This is a genomic window from Streptomyces sp. NPDC001634 (genome assembly GCF_040298185.1).
Classification (GTDB): Bacteria; Actinomycetota; Actinomycetes; order Streptomycetales; family Streptomycetaceae; genus Streptomyces.
Genome location: NZ_JBEOZU010000011.1, coordinates 49,387 through 64,957, shown reverse-complemented (window position 1 = coordinate 64,957; position 15,571 = coordinate 49,387). Strand labels below are relative to the sequence as shown.

Sequence of the window (15,571 nt, the reverse complement as noted above, 5' to 3'; positions counted from 1 at the left end):
CGTGGGCACTTCGCGCGGTGACGACTCGCGACGTTCCCACCCGAACGGGTTCAGCCGTGGCCACGGCCCACGCGTCCGCCGCCTCCGTATGGTCGTCCGTTCGAAGGACGAATCCGTACGACGGCTGAAGCAAGAGCCGTGCGACGACGGGGGACTAGTGGGCGGCCGCGGCGGGGTACTGCGCCCGGCTCACGTCGTACACGCCCGGCACGTTCCGCATTGCCCGCATCAGGGCGGGCAGACGGGCGGCGTCCGGGAGCTGGAGTGTGTACGTGTGGCGCACCCGCTGCTGGCTGGGCGGCTCGACGGTGGCGGAGACGATCGCGACGCCTTCCACGGCGATGGCCTCGGTGAGGTCGGCGAGGAGGTGCGGGCGCCCGAAGGACTCGGCGACGAGCGTGACCCGGCACTCGGTGGTGTCGCCCCAGCGCACACCGACCTCCGCGCGCCCGGCGCTCTTCATGCGCGCGACTCCGGCGCATTCGACGCGGTGGACGGTCACCACGCCCCCGCGCACGGCGAAGCCGGTGATCTCGTCGGGCGGCACGGGGGTACAGCAGCCCGCGAGGCGCACGGAGGCGCCGGGCAGGTCGACGACGGCATTGGCCGCGCGCGCGGCGGGCGCGTCCGAGGTGGGGCGCGCAGGCAGCGCAGGCGGGCGGGCGGCGGGGCCGGGCGCGGTGGTGTGCGCGGCGGAGCCGTCCGGTGAGGACTCGGCGCCGGACCGCACGGCGCCCGGCTCCGGCGCGTCGCCGGACGATTCTCCGGGCACAGGATGGGCCGCCAGCCAGCGCTGGATGGCGATCCGCGCGGCGGGCGTGTGGGCGTGCTCCAGCCACTCTCTGGAGGGTTCCGAGGCCGGGTCCTGGCCCATGAGGAGCTGCACGGTGTCGCCGTCCTTCAGAACCGTGCTCAGCGTCGCCAGCCGGCCGTGGTCGCGCGCGCCGATGCAGGCGTGCGCGTCCTCTCCGTACTGCGCGTACGCCGCGTCCACGCAGCTCGCGCCCTCGGGGAGCCCCAACGCGCCCCCGTCGGGGCGGAACACGGTGATCTCCCGGTCCTGGGCGAGGTCCTCGCGCAGCGTCGACCAGAACGTGTCGGTGTCCGGGGCCGCCTCCTGCCACTCCAGGAGCCGGGAGAGCCAGCCGGGGCGGGTGGGGTCCACGCGCTCGCCGTCGGCCGGGTCCTCGGAGCCCGGGGCGTAGGGATTGCCGAGCGCGATCACGCCGGCCTCGGCGACCTTGTGCATCTGGTGGGTGCGGATGAGGACTTCGGCGATCTCGCCGTCCGCTCGCGCGACCGCGGTGTGCAGCGACTGGTACAGGTTGAACTTGGGGACGGCGATGAAGTCCTTGAACTCCGAGACCACCGGCGTCATGCACGTGTGCAGTTCGCCGAGGACCCCGTAGCAGTCGGCGTCCTCGTTCACGAGGACCAGGACGCGTCCGAAGTCGGCGCCGCGCAGCCGCCCCCGTTTGCGGGAGATGCGGTGGACGGAGACGAAGTGCCGTGGCCTGATGAGGACTTCGGCCTGGATCCCGGCCTCGCGCAGGACCGAGCGCACCTCGTCGGCCATCTCGGCGAGCGGGTCGTCGCCGTGCGCCGCGTTCTCGACGATCAGCTCCCGGGTGTGCTCGTACTCCTCGGGGTGGAGGATCGCGAAGACGAGGTCCTCCAGTTCGGTCTTGAGCGCCTGGACGCCGAGGCGTTCGGCGAGCGGGATGAGCACGTCCCGGGTGACCTTGGCGATGCGTTCCTGCTTCTCGGGGCGCATCACGCCCAGAGTGCGCATGTTGTGCAGCCGGTCGGCGAGTTTGATGGACATCACGCGGACGTCGTTGCCGGTGGCGACGAGCATCTTGCGGAAGGTCTCGGGTTCGGCGGCCGCGCCGTAGTCGACCTTCTCCAGCTTGGTGACACCGTCGACGAGATAGCGCACCTCCTCGCCGAACTCCTCGCGTACCTGATCGAGCGTCACATCCGTGTCCTCGACGGTGTCGTGGAGCAGGGACGCGGTCAAGGTGGTTGTCTCCGCACCGAGTTCGGCGAGGATGAGGGTCACGGCGAGAGGGTGCGTGATGTACGGCTCGCCGCTCTTCCGCATCTGCCCGCGGTGCGAGGACTCGGCCAACAGATAGGCGCGGCGCAGGGGTTCGAGATCGGCGTCGGGATGGTGGGCGCGATGTGCCTCGGCGACGTGACCGATGGCGTCGGGCAGCCGGTCTCGGGTGGCGGGGCCGAGCAGTGCCGCCCGGCCCAGACGGCGCAGATCGATCCGGGGGCGGCTCTTCCTGCGGTGCGCCCCGGGCGTCGGGGGCGTCGCGGGGGCGGGCGTGGCGGGATTCGTGGCCTCCGCACTCATTGGGCACCTCCGGCTGCGTGGACCGGCGGACGGGGTGCCCCATGGCGGACACGGCGCAGGGGATGGCAATACGGTCCCCCGTCCGGGCCGGTGCTTGATGCTACCGAGCCCACCACGCCCGCCCGACCGGCTCTCGCCGAGCGTGAAACGGATCACCCATTCGAGCGATGCCTTTGAGGTTTACGGTTTTGAGCCAGGGGCAGAACGGTTGACCGTTGATTCAAGCTGATTGATATGCCCTGAGCTGCGGATCGGAGCGCCGTGGGGCGACCCGAGCTGCGATACGGAGCCGGGGGCAATGGGATCGACCGCGGTTTCCGGCCACTTCGCGCTGCGGAGCGTTACCGTCCGCGTGCCACGCCGTGCTTCAGCGCGCCGCCCGTTCGCCCCCAAGGAACGACTCCGCGGCTCGTGTTCGCGATCCGTCGCGCGGTCAGGGTCAGCGGGTCGCGGTCTCCAGCCACCGGGCGTCGATCTCGCCCTCGGCGACGATCACCGCCGGGCCGGTCATCTCGATCTCGCCGTCCGGGCGCTCGGTGATCACCAGGGTTCCGCCGGGGACGTCCACGGTGTACGTCGCCGGGGTGCCCGTCACGGCCGGATCGGCGCCGTCACGGCGGGCCGCGGCGACGGCCACGGCGCACGCGCCCGTGCCGCACGAGCGGGTCTCGCCGGAGCCGCGTTCATGGACGCGCATCGCGACGTGCCGGGGGGCGCGGTCGACCACGAACTCGACGTTCACCCCGTCCGGGTAGGCGGAGGCCGGGCTGAAGGGGGGCGGGGTGAACAGGTTGCCCGCGTGTGCGAGGTCGTCGACAAAGGCGACCGCGTGCGGGTTGCCCATGTTCACGTTGCGCGCGGGCCAGCTGCGGTCGCCCACGCTCACCGTGACGTCCCCTTCGGGGAGGAGCGCCTTGCCCATGCCGACGGTGATGTCCCCGTCCTTGGCGATGTGCACGGTCTTCACGCCCCCGCGGGTGGCGACTGCGAGGTCTCCCTCGGTCACGTGCCCGGCGCGCTGGAGGTAGTGCGCGAACACCCGTACGCCGTTGCCGCACATCTCCGCGATCGAGCCGTCCGCGTTGCGGTAGTCCATGAACCACTCCGCCTCGGCGGCCATCTCCTTGGCCTCGGGGTGCGCGGCGGAGCGTACGACGTGCAGCAGACCGTCGCCGCCGATGCCCGCGCGACGGTCGCACAGGGCGGCGACGGCGGCCGGGGGCAGGTCGATGACGTTCTCGGGGTCCGGGACGATCACGAAGTCGTTCTCGGTGCCGTGGCCCTTGAGGAAGGCGATCCGCGTGCTCATTCCTCGATCGTACGGGTTCGCTACGACACTGCCGACAACCGGTCCGGTCGGTCCGGCCGACGGACCTCGATGCCTTGAGGGGGCGCGCGGCCTTATGGCGGGCGCACCAGGTCGGTCCGCGGAATTGGTGACGGAAGAGTCCGGCCCGGCCGGCGGACCCGATGACGGAAGAGTCCGGCCCGGGCGCCGGAATCGATGGCCGAAGAGTCCGGCCCGGGGCGCCGGACCCGATGACCGAAGAGTCCCGCCCGGCCCGCCTGACTCGACCACAGAAGACTCCCGCCCAGCCCGCCGAACCCGAGGGCAAGACAACCCGGTCCGGCCGACGGACCAGCGACGGGGAAGAGCTCGGACCGGCCGGCAGACCCATGACAAGAAGAGGCCCGACCAGGCCACCGAACCCGATGACGGAGCAACCCACAGACCGCCAGACCCAACGGCACAACAACCCAGCCCCGCCGACAGACCCCAGGACGGGGAAGAGCTCGGACCGGCCGGCAGACCATGACACGAAAAGGCCCCTCCGGGCAGCCGGACCCGATGACGCAGAGGCCGACAGACGCCGAACCAACGACGAAACAGCTCGCACCCGCCCCAAGCCCCATGGCGGGGAAAGGCCCGTCCGGCCGCCGAACGCCATGCCGGAAGAGGCCCGTCCGGCCGCCGGACCCAACGACACAACAGCCTGTGCCCGTCCCCAGACCCATGACACGAAGAGACCCGTCCGGCCACCGAACCCCATGCCGGAAGAGGCCCTCCCCGTCGATGGACCCCAACCGTCGGTGGACCCAACCGTCGGTGGACCCAACCGCCGGTGGACCCCAACCGCCGGTAGACCCCACCCCATCGGTGGACCCCATAGGGAAGAGTCCGGTTCCCCCGCGAAACGTGGTTCGCTCGCGGTCTCAGCGGAGGCGGGCCACCCGCCACACGGCCAGGATCACGACCGCTGCGACCATCACGGCGTACGCGAGAACGACACGCCAGTCCGAGCGCCGTCCCGAGCCGCGCTGCGGCAGGCCCGGCCATGTGTGACCGACGCGGCGCGCGGCCATCATGCCCCAGCCGGCCGCGCACGAGCAGATCAGCAGGCCGAGCATGGCGACCACCGCACCACTGTCACCGAACTCGAACGCCAGCGGGAAGGCGAACATCAGAGAGCCGACCGCGGCCAGCGCCACGATCGGGGCGAGCTGCCAGATCCGCAGCCTGCGCTGCGGACGCAGCTCGACCTCGACCTCGGGCCCGGCGGACAGTTCGTCCACCCCCGGCCCGTCGTCCGTCACACCGCCCGGAAGCTGCTCGTCGGGGCCATCGGAACTGAGCCGCTGGTCCACGTCCTCCGCGGTGTCGTGCCCCGCGCCTTGTGCGGTGTCGCGAGGGCCGGCCTCCATCGCCACGCGCCCTCCCAACTCGGACTCCACTTGGTCGATCGAAGCTCGATGATGGCATGCCACCGGAGGCCTGGATGGCGGCCGGAGCGTCCCGATGCCATCACGTGATCAGGCTGTAACCGGTCGTTCGACCAACGCCAGTGCGAGGTCCGGGAGTTCCCCGAGATCCGTGGCGGCACCACTGAGCCAGTGCACGCGCGGGTCGCGACGGAACCAGGAATCCTGTCGGCGCGCGAAGCGCTTGGTGGCGCGCACGGTCTCGGCGCGCGCCTCTTCCAGCGTGCACTCCCCCGCGAGCGCGGCGAGCACCTGCTGGTACCCGAGCGCCCGAGATGCCGTACGCCCCTCGCGCAATCCCTGCGCCTCCAGCGCGCGCACCTCGTCCACGAGCCCCGCCTCCCACATCCGGTCGACCCGGCGCGCAATGCGCTCGTCGAGCTCGGGGCGCGCCACGTCGACGCCGATCTGGACGGTGTCGTAGACCGAGTCGTGGCCCGGGAGGTTCGCGGTGAAGGGCTTGCCGGTGATCTCGATGACCTCCAGGGCCCGCACGATGCGGCGGCCGTTGCTGGGCAGGATCGCCTGCGCGGCCTCCGGATCGGCGGCGGCCAGGCGCGTGTGCAGCGCTCCCGAGCCGCGCACCGACAGCTCATCCTCCAGCCGGGCGCGCACCTCGGGGTCGGTTCCGGGGAACTCCAGGTTGTCGACCGCCCCGCGCACATACAGCCCGGAGCCACCCACCAGGATGGGCCAGCGGCCCTCGGCGAGCAGGGCGTCGATACGGGCGCGGGCGAGGCGCTGGTACTCGGCGACGGACGCCGTGACTGTTACATCCCAGATGTCCAGCAGGTGATGCGGTACGCCACCGCGCTCCCCGGGTGTCAGCTTGGCGGTGCCGATGTCCATCCCCCGGTAGAGCTGCATGGAGTCGGCGTTGACGACCTCGCCACCGAGGCGCTGGGCCAGAAAAACACCCAGATCGGACTTTCCGGCCGCGGTCGGTCCGACGACGGCGATGACCCGCGGCGCGGGGGCTGCACTACTCACCGCAACAGTCTCGCAAACCTCCGCACCCGGCCTCGAACGAGTTACGTGACGCCCCCGAAACGGGGTCGTTGCCTGTTGCGAGGTTCCGGCCACCGGTTCGAGAACGGGTGACCCGGGCGATGCAAACGGACGCACCGGGCTACGCGGTATTTCGCCCGCACGAGTAACGTATGGAGTTGATATGGGCGTTTTTGCACGGCTTTTCCAGAGGTCAAGGACGACGGAGGAGGCGCAGTCCGCCGAGGCGGAGGCCACGCAGGTGACGGCCGAGGCGGAGGCGACGGACGAGGCGAAGTCGACGGCTGAGGCGAGGGATGCGGTCGAGGCCGGGGCCGGGTCGGAGGCCACCGCGGGGGAGGCCGGGCAGACCGCCGCCGAAGACGGCGTCGGGATTCCCAAGCAGCAGTCCGCCGAGGAGGTCGCCGACAGCGAGGCCGAAGAGGGCGCCCGCACGTAACTGCCCCCGCGAGGGAAGGTGGACCATGGGTCTCGTGGAGAATCTGAAAGCCAAGGTCTCGGGGTTCGCACAGCAGCACGAGGAACAGGTCGATCGAGGTCTCGACAAGGCCGCGAAGGTGATCGACGAGAAGACCAAGGGCAAGTACAGCGACAAGATCCACACGGGCACGGACAAGGCGAAGGGCGCCATGGAGCGCATCGCGCACCGGGAATCCGGCCCGGCGGCCGACGAGGGGACGCCGCCGGACGCGCCGCAGCCACCCCCGGCCTCCTGACCACGCTCGGACAACGGGAGACGCATCGGCGGACGGCCGTGGGGCGCACAGCCTCCCGGCCGTCCGCCGTGTCTCCACGGATGCGATGCGTGCGATGCGGACCGGAGGGCCGCGCCTGCGGACCGTGACGCGCTACGACCAGGCAGCCACCAGGTATCCCACCCCGTACGGCGCGTCGTCGTACAGGAGCGCGGCTGACAGGTCCGCGCCCTCGGCCGCGCCCGCGAGGATCTGCCAGGGAGCCCGGCCGCAGGCCTGCAGTTCGTGGGCGAGGTCCGCGTCCAGCGCCTTCAGGGCCGCCACGTCCCCCGCCCCCAGCGCACGCGCGACCTCGGCGTCGAAGCCGGCCGCGCGCTCGTCCAGATAGCCCGGCGCCTTGAGCGTGCGGCACGCACTGCCGTCGCCCATGACCAGCAGGGCCACCCGCGTGTCGTGCCCGCCGAGACCCGCTCCGATCTCGGCACACCGCTCCGGTGCCAGGGATTCCGCCACGCCGAGCCCCTCGACGGGAACGTCGGGCCGGCCCGTGCGCTCCAGCAGCCACGCGGCGACGGCGAGCGAGGACGGAAGCACGCGCTCCGACGCCCGCGGGTCCGTCCCGCCCCTGCCCAGCCGTACGTCGACGTCCACCCCGAAATCACGGAACGAACCCCGCGTGCCCTCCGGGAACGGGCCCCGCCCGCTCTCTTCGGCGGGACCGACGACCACCAGCCGGTCGGGACGCGCGGCTGCGAGCATGCCCACCGCGTCCGCGCACGCGGCTCGGGCGCCGTCCAGCTCGGGCGCTGCACCCGTCGCGACCTCGGGCACGAGCAGGGGCGGACAGGGACACACAGCAGCGGCGACAAGCATGATCCGCAGGGTAACCCCGGCGGACCGCGGCACGTCACTCCGCGGCGTGCGTCACTCCTCCGCCGACGGCTCCGTCAGATGGAACCACGTCGCCGAGGGGATGTGTCAGTCACAGCCGCACGCGCCGGCGGTGGCGGCGGGCAGGGGCTCCGGGACGCCGATCTTCGGCAGCCCCAGCATCACACCGGCCGGCTTGGCGGCCTCGGCGGCGTTCCGCTTCTCCCACGCGTCGCCCGCGCGCGTGCGGCGCACGCCCAGGACGGGGCCCTCGGCGAGGAGGTGGTGCGGGGCGGCGTACGTGACCTCGACCGTCACCACGTCGCCGGGGCGGACCTCCTCGTCCGGCTTGGTGAAGTGCACCAGACGGTTGTCCGGGGCGCGGCCGGAGAGGCGGTGGGTGGCGCCGTCCTTGCGGCCCTCGCCCTCCGCGACCATCAGCTCCAGGGTGCGGCCGACCTGCTTCTTGTTCTCCTCCCAGGAGATCTCCTCCTGGAGGGCGACGAGACGCGCGTAGCGCGCCTGGACGACCTCCTTGGGGATCTGGTTCTCCATGGTGGCGGCCGGCGTGCCGGGCCGCTTGGAGTACTGGAAGGTGAACGCCTGTGCGAACCGCGCCTCGCGCACCACATGCAGCGTCTGCTCGAAGTCCTCCTCGGTCTCGCCCGGGAAGCCCACGATGATGTCGGTGGTGATCGCGGCGTGCGGGATGGCGGCCCGCACCTTCTCGATGATCCCGAGGTAGCGCTCCTGCCGGTAGGACCGGCGCATCGCCTTCAGGACCGTGTCCGAGCCGGACTGCAGTGGCATGTGCAGCTGCGGCATCACGTTCGGCGTCTCGGCCATGGCTGCGATGACGTCGTCGGTGAAGTCACGCGGGTGCGGCGAAGTGAAGCGGACGCGCTCCAGGCCCTCGATCGTCCCGCAGGCGCGCAGCAGCTTGCTGAAGGCCTCGCGGTCGCCGATGTCGGAGCCGTACGCGTTGACGTTCTGCCCGAGCAGCGTGATCTCGGAGACGCCCTCGGCGACCAGGGCCTCGGCCTCCGCGAGGATGTCGCCGGGACGGCGGTCCTTCTCCTTGCCGCGCAGGGCCGGGACGATGCAGAAGGTGCAGGTGTTGTTGCAGCCGACGGAGATCGAGACCCAGGCGGCGTACGCGCTCTCGCGCCGCGTCGGCAGCGTCGACGGGAAGGCTTCGAGCGACTCGGCGATCTCGACCTGCGCCTCCTCCTGCACGCGGGCGCGCTCGAGCAGGACGGGCAGCTTGCCGATGTTGTGCGTGCCGAAGACGACGTCCACCCAGGGCGCCTTCTTCACGATGGTGTCGCGGTCCTTCTGCGCGAGACAGCCACCGACCGCGATCTGCATGCCGGGCCGCTGGGCCTTCTTCGGCGCGAGCCGGCCGAGGTTGCCGTAGAGCCTGTTGTCGGCGTTCTCGCGGACGGCGCAGGTGTTGAAGACGACGACGTCCGCCTCGCCGTCCGACCCCTCGGGCGCGCGCACGTACCCGGCCTCTTCGAGCAGCCCGGCCAATCGCTCGGAATCGTGGACGTTCATCTGGCACCCGTAGGTGCGAATTTCATAGCTCTTGGATGCTTGAACGTCCACTGCGAGGCTCCGGTCGCTGCTGCTGGTCATGGGTCAAGGGTAGGCGTTCCCTGGAGAACCCCTGCCTCATCGCTTGTGGCAGCGCAGGCCCGCAGCCGACAACTGCGGGTCGGGTCCCTGGAACGGGCCCTGAGGTGGCATTGGGCGCTGGAGTTGCCGGACGAGCCTGCACCACCTGCAGCCGCCCCGCAGCCCCAGCCGGGCCGCACCCTGAGGGGGACATTCCGGCCATGGGCCGTGGCACCAGGCGGAGACCTTGCGGCGGTCCACGGAACGCTCGATGAACTTCCGTGGAAGCATGAAGCGGATTGTTACTCTCCGGTATATGAGGCCGCTATAAGAACCCTGTGAGCATCTCCCGCAGAAGACTGATCGTCGGGGCCGCAGCCGCGACGGCAATTGCCCCCCTCGTTACGGAAGGTCTGGCCGACGCCGGTCAGACCTTCCCCTCCGCGCAGAAGGCTCCCTCCCTCCCGGCACCGCAGGACTCCGGCATCGACCACATCGTGGTCGTGATGATGGAGAACCGTTCCTTCGACCACTACCTGGGCTGGCTGCCGGGCGCCGACGGCAAGCAGGCCGGGCTGACGTACACCGACCGCTACGGCGTCGCCCACCCCACCCACCACCTGGACACCGCCCAAGGCTGCCAGTACAACGACCCGGACCACAGCTACGAGGGCGGCCGGATCGAGTACAACGACGGCCACTGCGACGGCTGGCTGCGCGCGGGCACGAACGACGAGTTCTCCATCGGCTACTACCTGCCCGAGGACCTCGACTTCTACGGCAAAGCCGCCCCCGCCTGGACGGTCTGCGACCGCTACTTCTCGGCGATCATGGCCGAGACGTACCCCAACCGCTTCTACCAGCACGCCGCGCAGACCGACCGCATCCACAACTCCACGGACGTCTCCGCGCTCCCCACCATCTGGGACCGCCTCGCCGACGCGGGCCTGCACGGCAAGTACTACTTCTACGACGTGCCGTTCACCGCCCTGTGGGGCACCAAGCACCTCGGCATCTCGCGCCCGTACACGGAGTTCCTCACCGACTGCGCCGCCGGCACCCTGCCCCAGGTCTCCTTCGTCGACCCCAAGTTCCTCGACGAGGGCAGCGGCACCTCCGCCGACGACCACCCGCACGGCGACATCCGCGCGGGGCAGCACTTCCTCAACGAGGTCTACCACGCCGTCACCACCGGCCCCGCCTGGGGCCGGACGCTGCTGGTGATCAACTACGACGAGTGGGGCGGCTTCTTCGACCACGTGGCGCCCACAACCGCCCCCGACGCCCACCCCGAGTGGGGCCTGCGCGGCTTCCGCACGCCGTGCCTGGTGATCTCACCGCGCGCCAAGCGGGGCCACGTCGCGCACGGCGTGTACGACCACACCTCGGTCCTCAAGGCCATGGAATGGCGCTGGAACCTGCCCGCCCTCACCCCCCGGGACGCCGCGGCGAACAACATCGCCGAGGTGCTCGACTTCACCAATCCGCCGAACCTCGACGCCCCGCAGTGGTCGGTGCCCGCCGTCGTCGGACTCCCCTGCCCGCCCGCCGTACTGCCCGACTTCGAGCAGTGGCACGCCCTGCGCGACCTCGCCCTGTCCCTCGGATGGAAGCTCCCGAGCTCATGAAGCACCGCCTGATCCGCGGCAAGCGCCGCCTGATGATCCTCGTCGCTGCGTTCACCGCCCTCGTGGCGGGCGGCGGCACGCTGCCGGCGCTGCAGGCCGAGGCCGCGCCCACCGCACGCCCCGGCCACGTCTTCGTGATCAACCTTGAGAACAAGGGGTACGACGAGACCTGGGGCCCCGCCTCCAAGGCGCCGTACCTCAGCCGGACACTGCGGTCCAAGGGCGTGCTGCTGTCGCAGTACTACGGCATCGGCCACAACAGCCTGGACAACTACATCGCGCAAATATCCGGCCAGGCCCCGAACCTGGACACCCAGGCCGACTGCCAGACCTTCACGCCGTTCGTCCAGACCGGCACCGTCGCCCCCGGCCAGGCCGTCGGCCAGGGCTGCGTCTACCCCTCCGGCGTGAAGACGCTGGCCGGCCAGATGAACGCCTCGGGGCACACCTGGAAGGGCTACATGCAGGACATGGGAACCCCGTGCCGCCACCCCGCGGTCGGTGCGGTGGACGGCACCCAGAAGGCGAAGGTCGGCGACCAGTACGCCACCCGGCACAACCCGTTCATGTACTTCCACTCGATCATCGACCAGCAGGACAGCTGCGCCCGGCACGTCGTCGACCTCTCCGCGCTCACCACCGACCTGCAGAGCACCACGACGACCCCCGAACTCAGCTACATCACGCCCAACCTGTGCGACGACGGCCACGACGCCCCGTGCGTGAACGGCCGTCCGGGCGGACTGGTCTCCGCCGACGCGTGGCTGAAGCAATATGTCCCGGTCATCACCTCGTCCCCGGCCTTCAAGAAGGACGGCATGCTGGTGATCACCTTCGACGAGTCGGACGGCCCGCAGGAGGACGCCGGCGCCTGCTGCGGCGAAGGCCCGGCCCCGAACACCCCGCTGCCCGGCATCACCGGCCTCGGCGGCGGCCGTACGGGGGCCCTCGTACTCTCCCCCTTCACCAAGGGCGGCACCTGGAGCACGACGCCGTACAACCACTACTCGCTGCTCGCCAGCATCGAGGACCGGTTCGGACTGCCGTACCTGGGCTACGCCGGGCAGCAGGGCCTCAGCCGCTTCGGTACCGACGTGTTCAACGCCGGAACCTGACGGCACAGCACAACTGCGTGATGGTGTCGGGGCAACCCGGAGCCGCACCGCAAGATCCCGTCCAGGCCGATGAGTACCTGGGCCTCACCCTGACCCGATGCCCCGCCACGCCCCGCCGGACCAGCCCCAACCCCAGCCCGGCGAACCTAATTCCGGTCAGAGCACTGGTCCAGCCGGCCGCGTCCTGCAGACGCTCGGGGTTCAGGACGGTGATGCGGCCCCGGGCCAGGCGCAGTAGGCCCTGGTCGGCAAAGTCGTGCAGGACCTTGGTGGTCGTCTCGCGGGAGGTCCCGGCGAGGGCGGCGAGCTGCTCCTGCGTCAGGCTGATCTGAGGGTGCCGGGCGCCGGGGCGGAGTCGGCTCGCTGGCGTCTCGGTGCGTGTGGCGAGCGTGATCAGGGTGGTTGCGAGGCGCTGCGGGACGGACTTGAAGACGCTGTCGGACAGGCGCTGTTCGAGGTCTGCAATGCGGTGGCCGAGGATTTCGGTGATCCGGGTGGCGATCCGCGCGTCGGAGAGCAGGAACTTCTGTACGTCGGCACGGCTCATCACGCACACGGTGACGTCGTCGAGGGCCTCGGCGTAGTTGTCGTACATGCGCTGGCCGAGCAGAGCCATCTCGCCGAAGATCGTGCCGGGGCTGATGATGGCGGTGGTCAGGGCGCGACCGACGGCGGAGACGCGGAAGATACGGACCCGGCCCTTCTTGAGGATGAACAGCACCTCGCTGGGCTGCTCCGGGGAGTGGAGGATCTCCCCGGCCGTATACGTCTTCATCGGGGCAGCGGCGGCGATGGCGTCCATCTCCTGCTCCGACAGGTCGCGGAAGATGTCGACCTCGGAGATGCACCAGGTGCGGTCGTCGGTCTCGTCGCCGCGGTCGATCATGCAGTGGGTCTCCTCGCGTCGCCCCGGGGCCCAGGGCGGTGGCGCGGCGCCCCAGGCGGGGCCGGCCAGGGCGTTGGTGCCCTCGATCAGACAGTACGGCAGCCGGCCGCCGCCGGGGATGCCGCCGCACTGGCGCCGCACTGGGCGGCATCCCGTGGCGTGCTGCCGGGAATGTCCGGCAACGCGGGCGGGGGCGGTGTCATCGGTCGGCCGGAGCTGTGCGCCGGGCCGTGAACCGGGCGATGCCGACATTGGTCAGGCCCGCGAGCAGGCCGAAGAACAGGTGGCCGCCGAGGCTGGAGCGGGTGACCGGGTTCCAGTCGAAGACCGGCATGTGCAGGTTGGCGGGCATGATCCACAGGGCGCCGAGCACCCACCACACGGCGCTGTAGGCCAGGCGGAGGACGACGGCGGGCGCGAGCCTCTGGGCGTACTCGCCCAGCAGGACGCCGAAGCCGGCGCCGGCGAACAGGGCGATCGCCAGGTGGACCAGCCAGCCGACCACGGCGTTGGTCGAGCCGAGCAGCCCGGCCACCATGGTGATCATCGCGGTGTTCATCATCGGCCGCGACACCGACATCCAGATACCGAACCCGACGCCCCCGACGAGCCCTGCCGCCGCGCCCCACACCGCGTGGACCGGGATCTCGGCCGTCCTGGGTGACGCATGCACAGTTGTGGCCATGGTGATCACCTCCTTCGAGTACGAGAACCTGCTTTTTTGCAACGCTGGGCTGGCCGGACTGTGCATGTATGTGAGGGCGCTTACGTACCGCCCGGTAGAGGGTCCGGTCGTCAGCGGGTCTTCTCGGCGGTCAGCAGGGCGTACCCGAGGGCGTCGCCCGGGACCATGGCGCGGGCTGCCGCCAGGATGGCCGGGGACGCGATCAGGTCCGCTCCGGCGTCGGCGAGCCGGGGCTCGGCGGTCAGGCGCAGCAGGTTCAGCCGTGTCTCGATCTGGTCGATCATGCGGGTCAGGGCGCGGGCATGGCCCTCGATGGGCCGGTCAGATTTCCATCACGGCATCGCAGTCGGGGCAGACCACGGATGCGTATTCCGGGGGGTACCAGGGCGCTCCCGGGTGCTCGGAGGGCTCCCAGGGGGCGGCCTCCATGGCGAAGGTGTCCTTGCCGCAGAGCGTCCGTGGTCCGGGAGCGGTGTGCGTCCCCGGGGCGGCGGGTGCCGCGTGCACCGTGCGGACGCGCCGTTCGGCCCCGCCCGGTGTCCCCGGGGAGGGGCGCATTGCCGCCGGCTTGTCGAGTTCGTAGACGACGATCTCGCTCATGTCTCCACCGTAGGCGGCCGAGCCGCCCGCGGCGGCTGTCCCGGTCACTGCGCCGGTTCGAGCCCGGCCACCTCGAACTCCACCCGGACCTCGTCGGCCAGCCGCAACGCGCCCAGGAACGCGGTGTAGGGCTTGATGCCCCAGGTGGACTGTGTGACGGTCGCCCAGCCACGCAGGAGACTGTCGCCATCGCTCGTCCCGTGCACCGTCACCGGGTGGGTCCGGTCCTTGATGGTGAGGTCCCCGGTGATCTCGAAGGACTGCGGTGTTCCCGTGACGCGGGTGGAACGGAAACTGATCGTCGGGTGCTCTGCGGTGTGCAGCAGGGCCCTGTCGGCCAGCGTCCGTTTGATCTCGGCCCGGTCGGCATCGGTGAGCGGCTTCAGCCCGCCCGTTCCCTCCCGGACCTCCAACGAGCCTGTCTCGACCGTCACGCTCACCGACGACCTGTCGGGGGCGGCGACGGCGACCACGGCCTCCCCGGACCATCGAGTGGCCTCGAACGTGAGGTCGTGTCCCGCCCTGCGGCCCAGCCCGGCGCGGCCGGTCTTGATCACGAGGCGGCCGGTCGACGGCCCGAGCCGGTACGTTCCGTCCGTCAACGTCACAGTGCCGAGGGTACGGGGCGGATGCGACCACGTCGTCGAGTACGGCCCGGTCGGCGTGTTCCGCTCCGCGTCGCCGGGGCGGGGTCGGGATGTCTCGCCCGTGCCGTGCCGTCCCCGGCATCAGGATCACGGATCAGGGATCACGTGGCACAAGTCACAACACTTCAGTGATTGCGCAACCTCTAAAGTAAAGACATGGATCTTCATACCGCGACGAAGTGGGAGACAGCGGTACTCGCGGGAGGGCCTGCTGACGGTCTGCGTATGCAGGTCGCGGGCCGGCCCTCGGTGCTGCAGGTGACCTACCCCTGCCGAGTCGAGGCCCCGGCGGACGGCGTCCAGGTGGCGGCGCTGTACGTCTACCGGCGTCAACTCGGCGTGAACAGCGAGCCGTTGACATACGGGTACGACAGCGCCAGCCCCTGACGAGCGCGCTTCAGCGGCCGGCGGCCGGCGGCTCCGCGGCGACCGCCTGGGCAGAGGCCTGCGCCGCGGCCGCCTCCGCTGAGGTCTGGATGGCCGACGGCGCCACCGGGGCGGACTCGGAGGCGGCAGGCGGGGAAGCGTTCTCCTCCTTCATCGCCTTCGCCTCGCTCTTGAGGATGCGCATCGACTTGCCCAGCCCACGGGCGGCTTCCGGTAGCTTCTTCGAGCCGAACACCAGGATGACGACGATCGCCACGACCAGCAGGTGCCAGGGTTCCAGTCCATTGCGGAGCATGACCGCGCCCGCCCTT

At 70.9% G+C, this 15,571-nt stretch carries 17 protein-coding genes; 5 read left to right on the top strand and 12 right to left on the bottom strand.

Features of this window, described 5'->3' with window-relative positions; all coding sequences use genetic code 11:
* Positions 1-154: 154 nt before the first annotated feature.
* From ABT186_RS09745 to miaA, 4 genes are all read right to left on the bottom strand, one after another.
* Positions 155-2,362: a RelA/SpoT family protein gene (locus tag ABT186_RS09745; protein WP_351924417.1), complete on the bottom strand. Its 2,208-nt coding sequence runs from the start codon at positions 2,360-2,362 to the stop codon at positions 155-157.
* A 439-nt stretch (positions 2,363-2,801) separates the two neighbouring features.
* Positions 2,802-3,671 (bottom strand): diaminopimelate epimerase, encoded by an 870-nt coding sequence (gene dapF, locus ABT186_RS09740; RefSeq protein ID WP_351226613.1) that lies wholly within the window; start codon positions 3,669-3,671, stop codon positions 2,802-2,804.
* 905 nt (positions 3,672-4,576) lie between these two features.
* Complete coding sequence (locus ABT186_RS09735; RefSeq protein ID WP_351226679.1) at positions 4,577-5,065, bottom strand: hypothetical protein; 489 nt, start codon at positions 5,063-5,065, stop codon at positions 4,577-4,579.
* Positions 5,066-5,173: 108 nt separating this feature from the next.
* A complete protein-coding gene (gene miaA / locus ABT186_RS09730) occupies positions 5,174-6,112 on the bottom strand; it encodes a tRNA (adenosine(37)-N6)-dimethylallyltransferase MiaA (protein ID WP_351924415.1) in 939 nt (312 codons plus the stop codon).
* 181 nt (positions 6,113-6,293) lie between these two features.
* Here miaA and ABT186_RS09725 point away from each other — a divergent pair, with 181 nt between their 5' ends.
* Together ABT186_RS09725 and ABT186_RS09720 are read left to right on the top strand one after the other, a co-directional pair.
* Complete coding sequence (locus tag ABT186_RS09725) at positions 6,294-6,569, top strand: hypothetical protein (RefSeq protein ID WP_351226617.1); 276 nt, start codon at positions 6,294-6,296, stop codon at positions 6,567-6,569.
* Between the two features lie 25 nt (positions 6,570-6,594).
* The gene (locus tag ABT186_RS09720; RefSeq protein WP_351226619.1) at positions 6,595-6,846 is read left to right on the top strand and encodes an antitoxin; all 252 of its coding nucleotides are present in this window, start codon (positions 6,595-6,597) and stop codon (positions 6,844-6,846) included.
* A gap of 132 nt (positions 6,847-6,978) precedes the next feature.
* Here the strand turns inward: ABT186_RS09720 and ABT186_RS09715 are convergent, their stop codons facing one another.
* Positions 6,979-7,698 (bottom strand): class III extradiol dioxygenase subunit B-like domain-containing protein, encoded by a 720-nt coding sequence (locus ABT186_RS09715; protein WP_351226621.1) that lies wholly within the window; start codon positions 7,696-7,698, stop codon positions 6,979-6,981.
* Positions 7,699-7,803: 105 nt separating this feature from the next.
* Positions 7,804-9,333 carry a tRNA (N6-isopentenyl adenosine(37)-C2)-methylthiotransferase MiaB gene (gene miaB / locus ABT186_RS09710; RefSeq protein WP_351924413.1) on the bottom strand — a complete coding sequence of 510 codons (1,530 nt, stop codon included), beginning with the start codon at positions 9,331-9,333 and terminating at the stop codon, positions 7,804-7,806.
* Between the two features lie 317 nt (positions 9,334-9,650).
* Here miaB and ABT186_RS09705 point away from each other — a divergent pair, with 317 nt between their 5' ends.
* A complete protein-coding gene (locus tag ABT186_RS09705; RefSeq protein WP_351924411.1) occupies positions 9,651-10,940 on the top strand; it encodes an alkaline phosphatase family protein in 1,290 nt (429 codons plus the stop codon).
* Entirely contained in the window at positions 10,937-12,055 is a 1,119-nt protein-coding gene (locus tag ABT186_RS09700) for an alkaline phosphatase family protein (RefSeq protein WP_351924409.1), read from the top strand. Before ABT186_RS09705 ends, ABT186_RS09700 begins: the two co-directional genes overlap by 4 nt.
* Here ABT186_RS09700 and ABT186_RS09695 read toward each other — a convergent pair.
* From ABT186_RS09695 to ABT186_RS09675, 5 genes are all read right to left on the bottom strand, one after another.
* The gene (locus ABT186_RS09695; RefSeq protein WP_351924407.1) at positions 12,039-13,082 is read right to left on the bottom strand and encodes a Crp/Fnr family transcriptional regulator; all 1,044 of its coding nucleotides are present in this window, start codon (positions 13,080-13,082) and stop codon (positions 12,039-12,041) included. The genes ABT186_RS09700 and ABT186_RS09695 overlap by 17 nt on opposite strands.
* A gap of 58 nt (positions 13,083-13,140) precedes the next feature.
* On the bottom strand, positions 13,141-13,626 hold the full coding sequence (locus tag ABT186_RS09690; RefSeq protein ID WP_351924405.1) for a hypothetical protein: 486 nt from the start codon (positions 13,624-13,626) through the stop codon (positions 13,141-13,143).
* A gap of 110 nt (positions 13,627-13,736) precedes the next feature.
* Positions 13,737-13,910 (bottom strand): hypothetical protein, encoded by a 174-nt coding sequence (locus ABT186_RS09685; RefSeq protein ID WP_351924403.1) that lies wholly within the window; start codon positions 13,908-13,910, stop codon positions 13,737-13,739.
* Positions 13,911-13,947: 37 nt separating this feature from the next.
* Entirely contained in the window at positions 13,948-14,226 is a 279-nt protein-coding gene (locus ABT186_RS09680) for a hypothetical protein (RefSeq protein ID WP_351924401.1), read from the bottom strand.
* Between the two features lie 44 nt (positions 14,227-14,270).
* On the bottom strand, positions 14,271-14,834 hold the full coding sequence (locus ABT186_RS09675) for a YceI family protein (RefSeq protein ID WP_351924399.1): 564 nt from the start codon (positions 14,832-14,834) through the stop codon (positions 14,271-14,273).
* Positions 14,835-15,029: 195 nt separating this feature from the next.
* Between ABT186_RS09675 and ABT186_RS09670 the strand changes: the two genes are divergently transcribed.
* Entirely contained in the window at positions 15,030-15,260 is a 231-nt protein-coding gene (locus ABT186_RS09670; RefSeq protein ID WP_351226635.1) for a hypothetical protein, read from the top strand.
* Between the two features lie 10 nt (positions 15,261-15,270).
* Here ABT186_RS09670 and tatA read toward each other — a convergent pair whose 3' ends face one another.
* Entirely contained in the window at positions 15,271-15,555 is a 285-nt protein-coding gene (gene tatA / locus ABT186_RS09665; protein ID WP_351226637.1) for a Sec-independent protein translocase subunit TatA, read from the bottom strand.
* Positions 15,556-15,571 lie beyond the last annotated feature (16 nt).

What these genes read in the sequence shown, in the direction of transcription:
- ABT186_RS09745 (WP_351924417.1), bottom strand. Translation starts at nt 2,362, where the DNA reads ATGAGTGCGGAGGCCACGAATCCCGCCACGCCCGCCCCCGCGACGCCC.
- dapF (WP_351226613.1), bottom strand. Translation starts at nt 3,671, where the DNA reads ATGAGCACGCGGATCGCCTTCCTCAAGGGCCACGGCACCGAGAACGAC.
- ABT186_RS09735 (WP_351226679.1), bottom strand. Translation starts at nt 5,065, where the DNA reads ATGGAGGCCGGCCCTCGCGACACCGCACAAGGCGCGGGGCACGACACC.
- ABT186_RS09725 (WP_351226617.1), top strand. Translation starts at nt 6,294, where the DNA reads ATGGGCGTTTTTGCACGGCTTTTCCAGAGGTCAAGGACGACGGAGGAG.
- ABT186_RS09720 (WP_351226619.1), top strand. Translation starts at nt 6,595, where the DNA reads ATGGGTCTCGTGGAGAATCTGAAAGCCAAGGTCTCGGGGTTCGCACAG.
- ABT186_RS09715 (WP_351226621.1), bottom strand. Translation starts at nt 7,698, where the DNA reads ATGCTTGTCGCCGCTGCTGTGTGTCCCTGTCCGCCCCTGCTCGTGCCC.
- miaB (WP_351924413.1), bottom strand. Translation starts at nt 9,333, where the DNA reads ATGACCAGCAGCAGCGACCGGAGCCTCGCAGTGGACGTTCAAGCATCC.
- ABT186_RS09700 (WP_351924409.1), top strand. Translation starts at nt 10,937, where the DNA reads ATGAAGCACCGCCTGATCCGCGGCAAGCGCCGCCTGATGATCCTCGTC.
- ABT186_RS09690 (WP_351924405.1), bottom strand. Translation starts at nt 13,626, where the DNA reads ATGGCCACAACTGTGCATGCGTCACCCAGGACGGCCGAGATCCCGGTC.
- ABT186_RS09685 (WP_351924403.1), bottom strand. Translation starts at nt 13,910, where the DNA reads ATGATCGACCAGATCGAGACACGGCTGAACCTGCTGCGCCTGACCGCC.
- ABT186_RS09680 (WP_351924401.1), bottom strand. Translation starts at nt 14,226, where the DNA reads ATGAGCGAGATCGTCGTCTACGAACTCGACAAGCCGGCGGCAATGCGC.
- ABT186_RS09670 (WP_351226635.1), top strand. Translation starts at nt 15,030, where the DNA reads ATGGATCTTCATACCGCGACGAAGTGGGAGACAGCGGTACTCGCGGGA.
- tatA (WP_351226637.1), bottom strand. Translation starts at nt 15,555, where the DNA reads ATGCTCCGCAATGGACTGGAACCCTGGCACCTGCTGGTCGTGGCGATC.